The sequence below is a fragment of the Myxococcus sp. AB036A genome (assembly GCF_006547355.1).
GTDB lineage: Bacteria > Myxococcota > Myxococcia > Myxococcales > Myxococcaceae > Myxococcus > Myxococcus virescens.
Window position 1 is genome coordinate 92,585 of the sequence record NZ_VHLC01000013.1, and the last position, 15,946, is coordinate 108,530.

12 protein-coding genes are annotated in these 15,946 nt (G+C 69.6%); 4 read left to right on the top strand and 8 right to left on the bottom strand.

Annotated features, from left to right (window positions below; all coding sequences use genetic code 11):
• Positions 1 to 37 precede the first annotated feature (37 nt).
• Positions 38 to 814: an enoyl-CoA hydratase-related protein gene (locus tag FL344_RS08035; protein ID WP_141618088.1), complete on the bottom strand. Its 777-nt coding sequence runs from the start codon at positions 812 to 814 to the stop codon at positions 38 to 40.
• A gap of 104 nt (positions 815 to 918) precedes the next feature.
• Between FL344_RS08035 and FL344_RS08040 the strand changes: the two genes are divergently transcribed.
• On the top strand, positions 919 to 2,883 hold the full coding sequence (locus tag FL344_RS08040; protein ID WP_141618089.1) for a TIM44-like domain-containing protein: 1,965 nt from the start codon (positions 919 to 921) through the stop codon (positions 2,881 to 2,883).
• A 75-nt stretch (positions 2,884 to 2,958) separates the two neighbouring features.
• On the opposite strand, the gene FL344_RS08045 is transcribed toward FL344_RS08040, so the two are convergent.
• From FL344_RS08045 to FL344_RS08070, 6 genes are all read right to left on the bottom strand, one after another.
• Positions 2,959 to 4,518 (bottom strand): methyl-accepting chemotaxis protein, encoded by a 1,560-nt coding sequence (locus tag FL344_RS08045; RefSeq protein ID WP_141618090.1) that lies wholly within the window; start codon positions 4,516 to 4,518, stop codon positions 2,959 to 2,961.
• A gap of 155 nt (positions 4,519 to 4,673) precedes the next feature.
• The gene (locus FL344_RS08050; protein ID WP_090492594.1) at positions 4,674 to 5,651 is read right to left on the bottom strand and encodes a hydroxymethylglutaryl-CoA lyase; all 978 of its coding nucleotides are present in this window, start codon (positions 5,649 to 5,651) and stop codon (positions 4,674 to 4,676) included.
• Complete coding sequence (locus FL344_RS08055) at positions 5,644 to 6,372, bottom strand: class I SAM-dependent methyltransferase (protein WP_090492592.1); 729 nt, start codon at positions 6,370 to 6,372, stop codon at positions 5,644 to 5,646. Before FL344_RS08055 ends, FL344_RS08050 begins: the two co-directional genes overlap by 8 nt.
• Positions 6,369 to 7,559: an aminotransferase class I/II-fold pyridoxal phosphate-dependent enzyme gene (locus tag FL344_RS08060; protein WP_141589729.1), complete on the bottom strand. Its 1,191-nt coding sequence runs from the start codon at positions 7,557 to 7,559 to the stop codon at positions 6,369 to 6,371. Before FL344_RS08060 ends, FL344_RS08055 begins: the two co-directional genes overlap by 4 nt.
• A gap of 36 nt (positions 7,560 to 7,595) precedes the next feature.
• Complete coding sequence (locus FL344_RS08065; protein ID WP_228557848.1) at positions 7,596 to 8,543, bottom strand: phosphatase PAP2 family protein; 948 nt, start codon at positions 8,541 to 8,543, stop codon at positions 7,596 to 7,598.
• Positions 8,540 to 11,041: an RND family transporter gene (locus FL344_RS08070; protein ID WP_228564860.1), complete on the bottom strand. Its 2,502-nt coding sequence runs from the start codon at positions 11,039 to 11,041 to the stop codon at positions 8,540 to 8,542. The genes FL344_RS08065 and FL344_RS08070 overlap by 4 nt, the downstream gene beginning before the upstream one ends.
• A gap of 431 nt (positions 11,042 to 11,472) precedes the next feature.
• Here FL344_RS08070 and FL344_RS08075 point away from each other — a divergent pair, with 431 nt between their 5' ends.
• From FL344_RS08075 to FL344_RS08085, 3 genes are read left to right on the top strand one after another with little or no spacing between them, the layout of a single operon-like run.
• On the top strand, positions 11,473 to 13,011 hold the full coding sequence (locus FL344_RS08075) for an aminotransferase class I/II-fold pyridoxal phosphate-dependent enzyme (protein ID WP_141618092.1): 1,539 nt from the start codon (positions 11,473 to 11,475) through the stop codon (positions 13,009 to 13,011).
• A gap of 7 nt (positions 13,012 to 13,018) precedes the next feature.
• Positions 13,019 to 14,191 carry an N-acetyltransferase gene (locus FL344_RS08080; protein ID WP_141618093.1) on the top strand — a complete coding sequence of 391 codons (1,173 nt, stop codon included), beginning with the start codon at positions 13,019 to 13,021 and terminating at the stop codon, positions 14,189 to 14,191.
• A 27-nt stretch (positions 14,192 to 14,218) separates the two neighbouring features.
• On the top strand, positions 14,219 to 15,220 hold the full coding sequence (locus FL344_RS08085) for an NAD(P)-dependent oxidoreductase (protein ID WP_011553759.1): 1,002 nt from the start codon (positions 14,219 to 14,221) through the stop codon (positions 15,218 to 15,220).
• 68 nt (positions 15,221 to 15,288) lie between these two features.
• Here FL344_RS08085 and FL344_RS08090 read toward each other — a convergent pair whose 3' ends face one another.
• Positions 15,289 to 15,894, bottom strand: a complete 606-nt coding sequence (locus tag FL344_RS08090; protein WP_141589724.1) for a phospholipid-binding protein MlaC — start codon at positions 15,892 to 15,894, stop codon at positions 15,289 to 15,291.
• Positions 15,895 to 15,946: the final 52 nt, after the last annotated feature.

Here is a 15,946-nt window from a genome sequence, read left to right on the forward strand (position 1 = left end):
GTACCGGGCCTTCCGTCCCCGATTTCGTCCGTGCGGGCTAGCGGCCCTTGTAGACGGGCGCGCGCTTCTCCGCGAAGGCGCGCAGGCCCTCCAGGCGGTCCTCCGTCTTGAGAATCTCCTCGTACTTGCGCAGCTCCAGCGCCAGCGCATCGTCCAGCTCCAGGCCCGTGCCCTCGTCAATGGCGTGCTTGGCCGTGGCCACGGCGATGGGCGCGTTCTCCACCACCGACTCCGCCAGCCCGTACGCCACGGCCAGCAGGTGGCCCTCCGGCGCCAATCGATTCGCCAGGCCCACGCTGAAGGCCTCGGCGGCGTTGATGCGGCGAGCGGTGAGGATGAGGTCCTTCGCGCGGCCCGGGCCCACCAGGCGCGCCAGGCGCTGCGTGCCTCCGCCGCCGGGGATGATGCCCAGCTTCACCTCGGTGAGCCCCAGCTCCGCGGCCGGAGCGGCCACGCGCAAGTCACACGCGAGCGCCAGCTCCGTGCCACCGCCCAGGGCCGCGCCGTTGATGGCGGCGATGAAGACGCAGTCGCTCTTCTCGATCGCGCGGAAGGTGCGGCGCAGCCCGTCCAGGAAGGCGCGGACCTCGTCCTCGGCCATGGTGGCGCGCTCCTTCAGGTCGGCGCCGGCGCAGAAGGCCTTGTCGCCCGCGCCGGTGATGACGACGGCGCGCACGTCACGGCTGGAAGACACGCGGGTCACCAGCTCGCCCAGCTCCTTCAACATGGCGCGGCTGATGGCATTGCGGCGGCTCTCGCCGTCGATGGTCCAGATTTCGATGGGACCACGTGCGTCGACCTTGAATTCCGACATGTTCGCTCCCCTTTTCCCGGCCTGGCAGGCGGGCTGCTCTGGGCCGCGGCAGAGTGCGGCCATAAGCCGGGTCTGGCAAGACGGAAACGGTTAGCATGGGGGACATGGCCACGCCTCTGCGCTCCATCTCGCACCGACTCTCCCGGTGGGCCCCCTGGCTGCCCGCCATCGCCTACGTGGCGCTCCTGCTTCCGCTCGAAGCCTTGGGGCGCGGAGGTGGCGGCGAGCACTACTCCCGCCCCTCGTCCGGCAACGGCGGTGGCCGCGGCGGCGGCGATGGGGACGGCGTCGCGTTCTGGGTCGTCTACCAGCTCTTCAGCCTGGTCTTCCGTTACCCCAAGGTCATGCTGCCGCTGCTCTGCATTGGCGGCATCGTGTACTGGCTGTACCGCCGCAACCTGCACCCGGACGCCACCACGAGGAAGGCCCTGGAGCAGCGCGAGGCGTATCAGCGCACCCAGGTGTCCCAGCGTGACGTGCAAGGCTGGGTGAACGCCCTGAAGCTGAAGGACCCTGCCTTCGAGCTGGAGCCGATGCTCGACAAGACGAAGTGGCTGTTCATGGAGCTGCAGCAGGCGTGGTTCCTCCGGGACATGACGCCGGTGCGGCCCTTCCTGTCGGACGCCACCTTCCAGCGCTTCGGCGTGCAACTGGAGCTCATGCGCGCGCAGGGCGTGCGGGACGCCATCACCGACTTCGAGGTGCTGGACCTCCAGCTCATCGGTCTGGACCAGAGCCAGTGGTTCGACAGCATCCACGTCCGTGTGCACGCGCGGATGCGCGACACCGACGTGCCCGTGTCCTTCAGCGACGCGCAGGCCACCGAGGCCGCGCGCAAGGTCCCCAGCGAGGCCTTCACGGAGGTCTGGACCTTCGTGCGCAAGCCGGGGGCGCAGACGCGCATCGGCGCGGACCTGTTCCAGGGCAAGTGCCCCAACTGCGGCGCGCCGTTCAACGGTGGCGCGGCCAACAGCTGCGAGTTCTGCGGCGCGGTGGTGAACTCGGGTAACTACGACTGGACGCTGTCCGAAATCACGCAGGGCATCGAACACGCGCCATACCACAAGACGGTGGACGGGCTGATGCAGGCACGCGAGTCGGACCCGGCGCTCAACCTGGAGATGCTGGAGGACCGCGCGTCGCTGCTGTTCTGGAAGTGGATTGACGCGCAGAGCCGCGGCGACACGAAGCCGCTGGCCAAGGTGGCCCGGACGGACACCGTGCAGCGGCTGGAGACGGAGCTGGAGGGCCTGCGCCGCCAGGGGGCCCGCCGCGTGTTCCTGGAGTGCGCCGTGGGCTCCGCAGACGTGCGCGCGTTCCAGGTGGACCCGCAGGGCCAGGACGTGGCGCACGTGGAGATTCGCTGGAGCGCGCGCATGGGCGTGGGGCCCGCCAGCGAGCGGCCCCGCTCCCTGCCCACCGTGCCCCAGCGCTACATCTTCACGCTGACGCGCAAGCACGGCGCGCAGACGAACACCGCCAACGGCATGTCCACGAACCGGTGCCCGCAATGCAACGCGCCGCTGACGAACAGCGCCGCCACGGACTGCGACTACTGCGGCACGCCGCTGGCCACCGGTGAGCGGGATTGGGTGCTCGCGGCGGCGCGCACGTTCGAGGCGTGGAACGCGGACGAGGACGCGCGGTTCCGGGCCCTCCCTCCGCGCCAGGCCGCGCCGCAACAGCGCATGGGTGACCATGGCCACACGCCGCGGCCCGAGGACGCGGTGATGGACGTCCAGGAGCGGCAGCGCCTGCTCTACATGATGGCCGCCATCGCCGCCGCCGACGGCGAGGTGACGTCCGCGGAGCGCAAGCTGCTGAAGCTGTGCTCGGAGCGCTGGGGCGTGGTGTGGGACAACGTGGAGCTGGCGCTGAGCATGGGTCCACAGCTCTTCGACCGCCTCGTGGAGAAGGGCAGCCCCGAAGCGGAGGTGTTCCTGCGCAACATCGTGGAGATGGCGCTGGTGGACGGCCGCATCGACCGCAAGGAGCGGCGGATGCTGGTGAGCGCAGCCGCCCACCTCGGACTTCAGGACCGGCTGGAGTCCATGCTCGGCGGACGCTGAGGCGAAGGGGCGGGCCCCGGGGCGCGGCGACACCGCGCGCCCCGGCCGGCAACCTCACACGCGGCGGACGCCCGCTTAGGCGTCCCGTCTGAACGCAATCACCCGGCCCGCATCGTTCGCTGGCGGCGCCTCATCCGTCCTGGTGCCCTGATAGGTGTCGATGACACCGTGGACACGGCCCGTCACCCCGCGAAGCGTCTGGGCGGCGGTGGTCGTCTGTTCGACACGCCCCAGCGTCTGCTTCATCATCGCGGACAGCTCATCCACCGCGCTGGAGATTCGCGCCACGCCCGCGGCCTGGCTCGCCACCGCCACTGAAATCTGCTGCACGCCCTCCGTGCTGGTGCGCAGCACGGTGGACAGGCCCCGCAGGCGCTCTCCCGACGCGCGCACCACCTCGATGTCCCGCGCCATCCGATCCGCCCCCTTCAGGGAGAGCTCCACGACGTGCTGGAGCGACTGGTGTACGGCGTCCAGGATGCCGCTCACCTGCCCCGCCGCCCGGACGGACTGCTGCGCGAGCCGCCGCATCTCCGTGGCCACCACCGCGAAGCCCTTGCCGTGCGCCCCCGCGCGCGCCGCCTCGATGGCCGCGTTCACCGCCACCATGTGGGACTGGTCCGCCAGGTCCTTCACCGCCAGGGTGACGCTCGAGAGCTGCCGCGCCTGGCCGTCCAATCCACGCAGGAGCCCGGCCATCTCCATCACCTGTGTGCGGATGGCCTCCAGTCCCTCCATGCTCTGGCCCAGCATGGCCTCGGCGTCAGCCCCCACGTCCCCCGCCTGGAGCGTGGAGGCGAGAATGGCATCCGCCTGACGAGAGGCCGTGGAAGACGCCCGCTGCATCTCGTTCGTCGCCATCTGCGTATCCGAGAGCGCCGCGGACTGGCGCGACAGCATCGCGCGCTGGTCATCCGTGCTCGACACGAGCGAATGGGTCGCCTCCGTCAGCGCCCGCGCCGAGTCCACCAGCGGCTCCACCACGCGCGTGCGAACCGCTCCTTGAGACAACTCCAACCAGGCCTGTCGCGCCGCCAGCGCCCGGGCATCCTTCACCGTGCCTCGCCCGCCAATCAGGAGGAACACGTTCTCGAACACCACCCAGCCGATGTGCTCCCACGCGCGCCAGGCACTGGCGGACTCCACGCCGAAGATGGACAGGGGCCAGTACAGGCCGCGAAGCAGGTGGTCCACCGCCACCAGCGCCGAGTAAAGGAACAGCACCCGCGCGTCCCGGTACATGGCCAGCAGCGCCAGGGACCCGAAGATGTGGAAGTGCGTCTCGATGCGCCCGTCCGTCAGATGGATGAGCAGCCCGGACACCAACGCCTGCGCCGTGGCGATGACGAACCGCGTGGCCGCCCGCCCCGGCAACGCCCACGCCATGGCCACCGGCAGGCTCGCCAGGAGGGCGCCCAGGCCGGCCGCCGCCCAGACGTGTGGATGGACCTGACTGGACGTCCCACTCCACGTGCGGGGGGACAGCGCCAGGGCCACCACCAGCCCGCCGACCCACTGGAGCCCCATCAGCACGGCGAACATCCGGTCCGTGCGGCGGCTCAGCGCCACCTGGTGGGCGTCGAACAGGGATTGCGAACGTCTCGCGAGGACGTCGGCATCGAGCGAGACGTTCATCCGGCACTTCCCGTTGAGGCAGCAGGTGGGGTCAAAACGACCCTGACCCTACCCGCTCACCACCTCGAAACGTAAGTCCCAACAGAATTTTTCAATGATGCCCGGATTTTAGGATTGCCGGGTACTTCGTGACCTCGGGGCTGGGTATGGCCCGCTCACGTCTGGGCGCGGCGAGCGGCCTTCTTCTCACGCTCACCCAGCGCGGCCTGGAGGTACTTGCCCGCCAGCTTCCGGCCGATCAGCTCCTGGGCAATCTCCCCGGCCTCCACCAGCCGGTCCAGGTTGATGCCGGTGTCCACGCCCATGCCGTGGAGCATGAAGACGGCGTCCTCGGTGGCCAGGTTCCCCGCCGCTCCCGGGGCGTAGGGGCACCCGCCCAGGCCGCCAATGCTGGCGTCGAAGGTCGTCACGCCCGCGGACAGGCCCACCAACGCGTTCGCCAGCGCGGTACCGCGCGTGTCGTGCAGGTGCAGCGCCAGCTTCTCCACGGGGATGTGCTTCAGCAGCGCCTCCAGCAGGACCTCCGTCTGGCGCGGCGTGCCGATGCCAATCGTGTCTCCCAGGCTGAGCTGGTAGATGCCCGCGTCCACGAGCTGCCGGCAGATGTCCACCACGCGCTCCACCGGAACGTCGCCCTCGTAGGGGCAGCCCCACACGGTGGACAGGTAGCCGCGCACGCGCATGCCCGCCTGGAGCGCGGAGGACGTCACCTCGCGCGCGCCCACCACGGCCTCGGCGATGCTCTTGTTGATGTTCTTCTTCGAGTGCGCCTCGGAGGCGGAGATGAAGACGGCGGCCTCCTCCAGGCCCGCGTCCTTCGCGCGCTCCAGGCCCTTGAGGTTGGGCACCAGCGCGGAGAACACGACGCCGTCGCGACGGCCCACCAGTCGCAGCAGCTCCTCGGCGTCCGCGAGCTGGGGAATCCACTTGGGTGACACGAACGACGTCACTTCGATGCGCTTCTCCCCCGCGGCCACCAATGCGTTGATGAGGCGCGCCTTGTCCCGCGTGGGCAGCGTGCGCAGCTCGTTCTGCAAGCCGTCCCGGGGACCGACTTCGTAGACGTCGACCTGCTTGGGCAACTGGCCCAGCCAGCCCAACCTCGCCCTGGAGTGTTCCTGCATCTCAGCCATGGCGCCGCTCCGCTCCCACGATCAGGTCGGTTGACTGCGCGTCCAGCGGCCCACCCGCCAGGCCACCGTGCACCCAGACGACGGAAAATCCCGTGCTTTCCAACAGCCGCACCCAATCCGCAAGGGGATAGTAACGAAGGGAATAGGATGCGCGCAGGCATCGACCCTCCGGGGAGGTCAGCGTCCGACGTCCCTCGTCCCGCCCCGTCGAGGCGTCGAAGCAGCTCTCCTCCTCCAGGACGCTTCCATCCGGCAGCGTCTCGCGGAAGGCCGCCCGGGGGGACGCCGCCAGTCGCTCGAACGGCACCGTCTGGAACACCCACCGTCCTCCTGGCCGCAGCACGCGCGCGACCTCGCGGAGGATGTGCATGTGCTCGCCATCCGTGAAGGCAGCCAGCGTCGAGTACCACGCGTAGGCCCCCGCCAGGGACGCCTCGCGAAACGGCAGGGCCCGCAGGTCCCCTTGGATCGCCGGGAAGCCCGGGCGCCGCATGGCCAACGACAGTGCGTCCAACTCCAGCCCGATGACGCGCCCCGCCAGAGGCCCCACCGCGTTCAGCCGCGCCGCGTGGCGGCCGTGGCCGCATCCCAGGTCCACCACCGGCGCCGGCCCCGCCACGTCCGCGAAGGCTCGGGCCAGGTAGTCCACCTCACGCGTGGTGACGGCCTCCGACAGGAACGGCAGCGTGCTGCGAAGGTAGAGCTCTCCGAAGAAGCTCATCGCGACGACAGGCCCGCGCGCAGGCGGCGCACGGCTTCGTCCAGCACCGCGTCCGTCTTGCAGAAGGCGAAGCGGGCCAGCCCCTGCCCCAGGTGCCGGTGCGCCGGGCCATAGAAGACGCTGGGCGGAATGGCCGCCACGCCCACCTCGGACACCAGGTGGCGGCAGAAGGCCACGTCATCGGCGAAGCCCTGGCGCGAGATGTCCGCGAGGATGAAGTAGCTGCCCTCCGGGGCGAACGCCGTCAGTCCGGCCTCGCGCAGCCCGGTGAGCAGCCGCTCCCGCTTCGCCGCGTAGGACGCCGTCAGCTCCGTGAAGTACGCGTCCGGCAACCGCAGCGCCTCCGCCATGGCGGCCTGTAGCGGCGCGGCGGTGGCGAAGGTCACGAACTGGTGGGCCCGCTGCACCGCGTCCCGCAGCGGCGGCGGCGCGATGACCCAGCCCACCTTCCAGCCGGTGAGGCTGAACGTCTTCCCGCCGCTGCTCACCGTCACCGTGCGCTCGGCCAGCCCGGGCAGCGTGGCCGGACGCAGGTGGCGCGCGGGCTCGAAGACAAGGTGCTCGTACACCTCGTCGGAGAGGACCTTCACGTCGAACTCGGCGCACAGCTCGCCCAGGAACGTCAGCTCATCGCGGGTGAACACCTTTCCCGTCGGGTTATGCGGCGTGTTGAGGATGAGCAACCGGGTGCGCGGGCTGAAGGCGGCGCGGACCTCGTCCCGGTCGAACCACCACTGCGCGTGGTCCGCGTCCGGCGGGCGCAGCGGCACGAAGCGCGCGGTGGCCCCCACGAAGGTGATGTTGGCGTCGTAGGAGTCGTAGAAGGGCTCGAAGGCCACCACCTCGTCGCCCGGGTCCACCAACCCCAGCAGCGTGTCGAGGATGGCCTCGGTGGCGCCGCTCGTCACCGTCACCATGGTGTCCGGGTCCACCGTCTGGCCGTAGAAGCGCGCCGAGTGCTCGGCGATGGCCACGCGCAACTCCCGAGTGCCCGCGCCCATGGCGTACTGGTTGCCCCCGTCGCGGATGGCGCGCTGCGCCGCTTCCTTGATGGCCGCCGGGCCGTCGAAGTCAGGGAACCCCTGCCCCAGGTTCACCGCGCCGTGGCGGGCGGCCAGGGCGCTGAACTCGGAGAAGACAGTAGTGGCGAACCGGGTGACTCGCTGCGCGGCTACGGGCCTGGACATGGACGTCGGCTCCTCGCGCCGCCAACGTCCGGGCGCTCAGGGCCTGACGATAGCGTCCACCGGCACGGAACGCGCGTCCTTCGCCACTTCGCGCTGTCGGGCCGCCCGGGAGACGCCCAGCGCCAGCCCCGTCACCACCATGACCATGGGCACCGCGCAGAGCAGGTCGGTGGCGTAGTGGAAACGGCCCACCAGCGTGGCCGCGATGAGCCCCAGGCCCGGCAGCAACATCACCCAGAAGACGCGGCGGGAGAACCGCCACGCGTAATACAGCACCAGCAGCGTGGCGCCGGTGTGTCCCGACGGAAAGCAGTCACGCGCGAACAGCGGCTTGCGCATGAGTGAATCCAGCAGCGGCGTCAGCGTGCCCTGGAGTGGCCCATCGAACGCGTCGACCAGGAAGTAGCGAGGCCCCACCGCGGGCACCAGCGCATAGGCCGCGTAGTTGAGGAAGAAGAGCAGCCCCAACGCGGTGAGGTACTCGTCGTACTCCGCGCCGCCCGGGCGCCGGTAGAGCACCAGTCCCATCACCAGCGCCCAGACGAAGTGGCCGTAGTAGCAGACCATCAGGATGTCGTTGAGCCAGGCCGGGACGACGCGCGACAGCACCACCGCCGCCTGCACGCCGAAGAGCCGCTGGTCGGCCGCCACCAACTGCGCGTCCTTGAGGAAGGGGTTCACCGTGTCCACCACGGGAGCCAGCCAGCCGTGCGTCATCACCGCCGTGGGCAGCAGCCACCAATCTGCGAAGACATGGATCCACCGGTGCCCCGGGAACGACGCGGCCAGCGTCCGGAGGACGAGCGGCCCCACGCCCACCACCGCGAACAAACCCGCGCAGCGCAGCGCATCCGGCGCCCACCGGCCCGGCCCCAGCAGGAGTAGCGAGGCCAACGCGCAGGACACGACGATGATGAGGTCCACGGTGGTGAGCTGGACGCGCACCGCCTCACCGCGAACGCTTTGGGAAACCCAGGAACTCACGCCGACTTACGCTCCCCCGGCGGCGCGGCTTGCGCACCAGAATCGCCGAGTTCGAGGCTCTGAACGACCGCTCCCTTCCCCGCCACCACATTCTCGCGCCCCTTCCACCGCTCCAACAAGGCGAGCAGCGCGGGGAAGAAGACCGTGGTCCCCAAGAAGGTGCACATGACCCCCAGCAGCGCAATCTGACCGATACTCCGCAGGCCCTGGTGGTTGGCGACCAGTAGCGCGCCATACCCGGCCGCATTGGACAGCGTGGCCACCACGGCCGCCAGCCCTGTGTGGCGCACCACCTTGCCGAGCGAGCCGGGCCCCTCTTCCTCGTACCGGTGGAAGAGATGCACCGAATTGTCCACGGCGATGGCCAGCAGGTTCGGCAGGACCACCGCGTTGATGAAGTTGAGCTGGACGTCGAAGAGGTACATGCCCCCCGCCAGGCACGTCATGCCCAGGAACAGCGGTCCGGTAACGAGCAACGCGCGCTTGAAGCTGCGCAGGCTCACCAGGATGACGACGAACACCACCGCGGCGGCGGACCACAGGATGAGCGGCCCGTCCGCGCTCACCAGCGCGAAGATGCGCGCGGCGATGCGGTTGCTGTCCAGCACGGCCAGGTCGATGCCACGCGCCTTCACGCCCTCTACCACATGGTCGATCTGCGTGGCCCAGCGCCGCAGCTCCTCGGTGTCGGAGTTGGAGACGGAGGGGAACAGGAGCAGGAAGGTGCCCTTCCCGTCCGTGGCCTCGAAGCGCCGGCGCACCTCCACCGGCAACGCCTCCAGACCGTAGGGCTTCGCCTCCAGCATCCGCTGGAACTCCTGGAGCCGCGCGTCCTCGCGAAGCTCCGCGGGCAGGTCCTCCAGACCTTGGAAGGCCTCGCGCAAAGCGGCCAGCTCCGCCTCCCGGCGCTCGATATCGGACGGAAGCAAGTCATTGAGGGACGCGGAGTCGAGGATGGCGGAGTCCGCGCCGTTGCGCTGCTTCACCTCCGCGATGACGGCCTCCACCTGCGCCGCCTGCGCCACGTCATCCACCAGGAAGATGGCCGGGTTGAGGGGCTGGCCCAGTTGCTCGGTGACGCGGTCATCCAGGCGCGATGCCGGAGACTCGCCCTTGAGCTTGCGCATGTCCGTCTCGAAGCCCAGCTGGGGCGCCACGGAGACGGAGAATGCGGCGAAGCCCACCACCGCGAGCGCCAGCGCGGCGATGGCGCCCGTGGGCCAGCGCCGCCACGCGCGCTCCGGCTGGGACACCTGGGACGCGCTGGCTTCGGCCGCCACGTCCACGCGGGCCGGACGCAGCCGCTCCGCGATGGCCAGCAGCGAGGGCGCCATCGCATACGTCGCCAGCACGGCCAGCAGCACGCCCAGGCCCGCCAGCAGGCCGAACTGGTTGAAGGCCTGGAACTGGGCCAGCAGCAGCACGAAGAACGCCGCGGCGTTCGTCACCGCGGACGTCACCGCGCCGCTGAAGGTGCCGCGCACCGCCGTGACAATGGCCTCGCGGGCCGGACGCGCGCGCCGCTCCTCCCAGTACCGCATGCACAGGTGGACGCCGTACTCGATGCCCAGGCCAATCAAGATGGCGACGAGGAACCCCGTCACGATGTTGAGGTGGCCAATGGCGAGCTGCGCCGCCGCGAACGTCAACACCACGCCCACCATGACGGGGATGCCGACCACGGCCAGCGCCGCGACACGCCGCGTGGCGAGCAGGATGAGGCCCACCGCGATGAGCGCCGACAGCGTGCCGGCGCGCGACAGGTCGCCGCGCATCACTTCGTCCTCTTCGATGCGCCCCTGGAAGTTGCCCGTGGCCTGCAACGTCACGCCCGGATAGCGCTGCGCCGCGAGCGTGCGTCCGGTGCCCATGGCCTGGTCCACGAAGCGCCGCGCGAACGCCAAGTCCCCGGCCGTCCCGGACGGCTTGATCATCAAATAGACTTCGGTGCCGTCCGCGCTGGCCAACGTCGCGCGCATGGGCGCGTCCGGCGCGTACTTCTTCGCGATGGCCTCGAAGTCCGGCGGCTCCGGGGTGCCCCCCAAATCGAAGAAGAACGGGTTGGCGCGTTGCCGCTCGTAACGCACACGCGCCGTCAGGTCCTGGCGCAGCGCGGCGAGTTGCTCGATGGGCAATAACAGCAGCGCATTTCGGCGGAAGAAGTCCACGTCATAGCGGTGCTCGACGTAGCGGACCTCGGGCATCGCTTCCAATTGCGTCTGCAATTCGGCCGCGTATGCCTCCAGGCGCTCCGGCGTGTCTCCCTTTGCCACGAGGACCAGGTAGCCGTCCCCGCCTGCCTTCTCTGACACGCGTGTCAGATCCCGCACTTCTTGGGATCCCTGCGGGAGCAACTCCACGAACGACCCGCGGAATTCCAAGCGCGACGCCAGCGCCATACCGCCCAGCGCGAGCAGTGAGAACACCAGCAACACCTGCCAGGGGCGCGAAACCGCGGCCTGGATGAAGCCTTCGAACCACCGTTGTGACCTGGCCAACGTCGACTCCTCGGGGACCGGCGACCGAGCAAATTCCCGGCCAGTCAGCGGCGTCCTTGAACAGCGGGTGAAGCGGAGGGCTTCCAGGCGCGTCACGCCCACGGCAGGTGTGCAGCGCGATGCACACCTTGCGCTCCAATATCGACTGGAGAACACCGTGTGTCAGACGGCGGGGTGCCATCAAAGTCTCAGTGCTGTCAAGGCGAGCCCGGATACGGGTGGCGACAGTGGGATGGATGGCGCGGCGCTTGCCTTGACACTGCCGCGCTCCCTCTTTATTCACGGCCCCGCGTCCCCCGTGGGAGGCCGCCGGACGCAGAAATCCCCGAAGTGGAACGTTCCTTCAATCGGGGGAGTCGCGACTGGAGAGCCCCAGGCTCCCGGGCCGGTCCATGCCTCCCGACGCAGCCTGAGAGAAAGACCGATCACCCATGAGCGACGTCTTCGACAAGTGCCGTAACTGGAAGGACTACCGTATCGCGAAGGCTACGGGTCTCTATCCGTACTTCCGTGCCATCGAAGCGTCGCACGGCGCCACCGAGGTGGAAATCGAAGGCAAGCGCGTCATCATGGTCGGGTCCAACAATTACCTGGGCCTGTCCGCCGATCCGCGCGTGAAGGAAGCGGCCATCAAGGCGACGGAAAAGTTCGGCACCACCAGCTCCGGCTCGCGACTGCTCAACGGCACACTGGCGCTGCACGAGGAACTGGAAGCGCGGTTGGCGAAGTTCCTCAACCGCGAGTCCGCCATCGTCATCTCCACGGGCTTCCAGACGAACCTGGCGCTGGCGTCCATCCTGGGCCGGCACGACATCGTCTTCAGCGACCGGCAGAACCACGCGTCGCTGGTGGACGGCATCCGCCTGTCCTTCGCCACCGAGCGCAAGTTCCGCCACAACGACATGGACCACCTGGAGCAACTGCTGTCCCAGGCGGATCCGGACGCGGGCAAGATCATCGTCACCGACGGCGTCTTCTCCATGGAGGGCGACATCTGCAACCTGCCCCGCATCGTGGAGCTGGCGAAGCACTTCAACGCGCGGGTGATGACGGATGACGCGCACGCCATGGGCGTGCTGGGCACGCTGGGCCGGGGCACCTCCGAGTACTTCGACCTGGAGACGGAGACGGACCTCGTCATGGGGACCTTCTCCAAGAGCTTCGCGTCGCTGGGCGGCGTGCTGGCCGGTCCCTTCGAGGTCATCAACTACATCCGCCACAAGGCGCGCTCGGTCATCTTCTCCGCGTCCATGACGCCGGGCTCCATCGCCGCGGCGCTCAAGGCGCTGGAGATCATCGAAGCGGAGCCGGAGCGCCGCGCCCGCCTGCTGGACATCGCGGAGAAGATGCACAACGGCTTCCGCGCCATGGGCTTCGACACGGGCGTGTCGGTGACGCCGGTGGTGCCGGTGCACATCGGCGACCAGGTGAAGTGCTTCCGATTCTGGCGCGCGCTGCATGAGGCCGGCGTCTTCGCCAACCCGGTGATTCCGCCAGCGGTGGAGCCGGGCCACGCGCTCATCCGCACCTCGTACATGGCCACGCACACGGACGCGCAACTGGACCGCGTGCTCGACACCTTCGAGACCATTGGCCGGAAGCTGGGCGTGATTCCGGAGACGCGCCCCTCCGTCTACGAGCCGGTGCAGATTGCCCGCCCGGGCACTCGCATCCTGTCCAACCGCGCGAGCGAGAAGTGGGCCGCGGGCTCGAACGGCCTGCTGGCGGACAAGGGCGGCATCACCCTGGACCAGCTGTCGCGCATGTCGTCGCGCGAGGTGGCTGGACGCCTGTTCGACGCGGTGGAGCAGCTCACGTGGCGCGCGGCCAACCTCCAGCCGGAGGACCTGCGGAAACTGGGCAATGCGCCGATGAAGCTGTGGGAGAAGCGCGGCGAGCTGCCGGGCTTGTTGCTGGAGAAGGGCGCTCACTTCTTCATGCGCAACGGCGCCCACTCCGACCGGAACTGAACCGCCCATGGCCCTCCACGCCGAGCCAACCCCCGCGCCTTCGTCCATGCCCTCGGACGTGCAGGTGACCCCTGTCCGCGGCGAGGCGGAGCGGATGCAGTTCATCCGCCTCCCCTACGCCCTGTACAGGAGCGACCCGCACTGGGTTCCTCCGCTGGAGATGGAGCGCCGGGACTTCCTGGACCCGAAGAAGAACCCCTTCTTCGAGTACGGCGAGCTGGAGCTGTTCCTCGCCCGGCGCGGCCCGGACGTCGTGGGCCGCATCGCCGCCATCCGCAATCCGCGGCACATGGAGATTCACGGCACGAAGGAAGGCTTCTTCGGTCTCTTCGAGTGCGTGAATGACGCGGGCGTCGCCCGGACCCTGCTGGAGTCCGCCGCGACCTGGCTGCGCCTGCGGGGCATGGACGCCATGCTGGGGCCGGCCAACCTGTCCTCCAACCAGGACTGGGGCCTGCTCATCGACGGCTTCGATACGCCGCCCGCGGTGATGATGCCGCACAACCCGCCCTACTACGCGGCGCTGCTGGAGGCCTGCGGCCTGACGAAGGCCAAGGACCTGTACGCCTACGAGCTGTCATCGTCCGCGCAGCCGCCGGAGAAGGTGGTGCGCATCGCGGAGAAGATTCGCGTGCGCGACGGCGTCGTCGTGCGTCCGGTCAACATGAAGGACCTGGACGCCGAGGTGAAGCGCATCCGCGACATCTACAACTCGGCGTGGGAGAAGAACTGGGGCTTCGTGCCCTTCACCGACGCGGAGTTCGACCACCTGGCCAAGGAGCTGAAGACGGTCGTCCGGCCGGAGCTCGCGCTCATGGCGGAGGTCCAGGGCGAGCCGGTGGCCTTCTCCCTGACGGTGCCGGATGCCAACCAGGCCATCCGCGCGGCCAACGGGCGGCTCACCTCGTTCGGCCTGCCCATCGGCCTGGTGAAGCTGGCGCTGGCCTCGCGCCGCATCAACCGGCTGCGCCTCATCATCCTCGGCATCAAGGAGGGCTACCGGCGCCGCGGCCTGGACGCCATCCTGTACCTGGACACCCTGCGCACGGCGAAGCGGCTGGGCTACGTGGGCGGGGAGATCTCCTGGACGCTCGAGGACAACCACCTGGTCAACCGCGCCATTGAATCCATGGGCGCCCAGCGCTCCAAGACGTACCGCGTCTACACGCGCGCGCTCTGACCACAGCCCGACTCCGAGGAGTCTTCCTTGCGATTCCTGCTCACTGGCGGCACCGGGTTCATTGGCCAGCGGCTCGCGCGCCGCATCGTCGAGCGTGGCGACACGCTGACCCTCATGGTGCGCGCCAGCTCGCGCCGTGGGCCCCTGGAGGGGCTGGGCGCCCGCTTCGTGGTGGCGGACCTGACAACGGGCGCGGGACTGGCCGAAGCCGTGCGCGACGTGGACTGCGTGCTGCACCTGGCGGGTGTCACCAAGTCCCGCGAGCCCGAGGGCTACATCGAGGGCAACGCGAAGGGGACCCGCCGCCTGGTGGAGGCCATGGCCGCCCTGCCCCACCCTCCCCGGCTGGTGTACTGCTCGTCGCTGGCCGCGGCCGGCCCGTCCACGCCGGAGCGCCCGCGCCGCGAGGAGGACCCGCCCGCGCCCGTGTCCATCTACGGCCGCAGCAAGCTGGGCGGCGAAGAGGCGGTACGGGCGTTCGCGGACCGGGTTCCGTCCGTCATCGTCCGGCCGCCCATCGTCTACGGGCCCGGTGACGTGGAGTTCCTCCCGTCGCTGCTGCCCATGGCGAAGCTGGGGCTGGCGCTGAAGAGCGGCTTCGGGCCCAAGCGCTACTCGCTCATCCACGTGGATGACCTCTGCACCGCCCTGCTCGCGGCCGCGGATCGCGGCCCCACGGTGTCGAAGGAAGACCCGGCGCGCGGCGTGTACGCCGTGTCCGACGGCGTGGAGCACTCCTGGGAGGACGTCTGCACGGCCATGGCCGGGGCGCTCGGCAAGGGCCGGCCCGCCGTGCTGCCCGTGCCTCAGACGGTCAGCTACGTGGTGGGGCTGGGCTCGGAAGCCGTGGCCCGCCTGCGCGGCACGGTGCCCATCCTCAACCGGGACAAGGTGCGGGAGATGCGGTGCCCCGCGTGGACATGCTCCACCGAGCGCGCGAATCGGGAGCTGGGCTTCCTGCCCACCATCCCCCTGGCCCAGGGCCTGGCCGGCACCCTGGCGGCATACCGCGAGGCGGGCGGGCGCTGAAAAGACGAAGGCCGAGGCACCCTGCAGGGCACCTCGGCCTGGACACGTGACGTGGACTGCGCTGGGCGTCAGGGGACCGCGGTCTGCCCCGCGCTCTTCTGCGCCGACGCCGCGTTCTCCTTCTCCAACTGCGTCCGCTTGCTCTTCAGCGTGGACAGCAGGCCGTCGAAGCCCTTGTCGGCGAGCAGCTTGCGGAACTGCCCCTTGTACGTGTCCACCAGGGACACTTCGTCGGTGATGACGTCGTAGATGCGCCACGCGCCGGTCGCCGACGTGCGGTACAGGCGGTACTCGACGGGGATGGCGTCCTTCTTCACCGTCACCGTGGTGCCCACGGAGGCCTCGTTCCCGTCGATGCCCTCCTCGCCGTACTTCACCTGGGCTTGCGCCTGCCCCAGGGCCTTCTGGGCATAGGACGCGCGCAGCAGGCCCGTCATCGTCTCGGTGAACTCCTTGCGCTGGGCGGGCTGGAGGCCGGCCCAGGTCTTGTCACCCAGCGCACGCTTCGCCAGCTCCTCGAAGTCGACGAACTTCTCCACGACGCTGGCCAGCGACTGCGCGGTGGCACCGGGCGCGTTGGCGGCCTTCTGCACGTCCGCATTCCCGGATTGGACGACCGTCAGTGGGCCGGGCGCGGCGGCAAGCAGGGTGGCGGCAAGCAGGGACGCAATCATTCAATGGGCTCCGAGTGATGAAAGGACGACAGGGAAGACTGTGGTGAGCGCA

Coding starts and splice junctions, on each gene's coding strand:
- FL344_RS08080 (WP_141618093.1), top strand. CDS start 13,019: ATGGCCCTCCACGCCGAGCCAACCCCCGCGCCTTCGTCCATGCCCTCG.
- FL344_RS08055 (WP_090492592.1), bottom strand. CDS start 6,372: ATGAGCTTCTTCGGAGAGCTCTACCTTCGCAGCACGCTGCCGTTCCTG.
- FL344_RS08040 (WP_141618089.1), top strand. CDS start 919: ATGGCCACGCCTCTGCGCTCCATCTCGCACCGACTCTCCCGGTGGGCC.
- FL344_RS08090 (WP_141589724.1), bottom strand. CDS start 15,894: ATGATTGCGTCCCTGCTTGCCGCCACCCTGCTTGCCGCCGCGCCCGGC.
- FL344_RS08045 (WP_141618090.1), bottom strand. CDS start 4,518: ATGAACGTCTCGCTCGATGCCGACGTCCTCGCGAGACGTTCGCAATCC.
- FL344_RS08050 (WP_090492594.1), bottom strand. CDS start 5,651: ATGGCTGAGATGCAGGAACACTCCAGGGCGAGGTTGGGCTGGCTGGGC.
- FL344_RS08075 (WP_141618092.1), top strand. CDS start 11,473: ATGAGCGACGTCTTCGACAAGTGCCGTAACTGGAAGGACTACCGTATC.
- FL344_RS08035 (WP_141618088.1), bottom strand. CDS start 814: ATGTCGGAATTCAAGGTCGACGCACGTGGTCCCATCGAAATCTGGACC.
- FL344_RS08060 (WP_141589729.1), bottom strand. CDS start 7,559: ATGTCCAGGCCCGTAGCCGCGCAGCGAGTCACCCGGTTCGCCACTACT.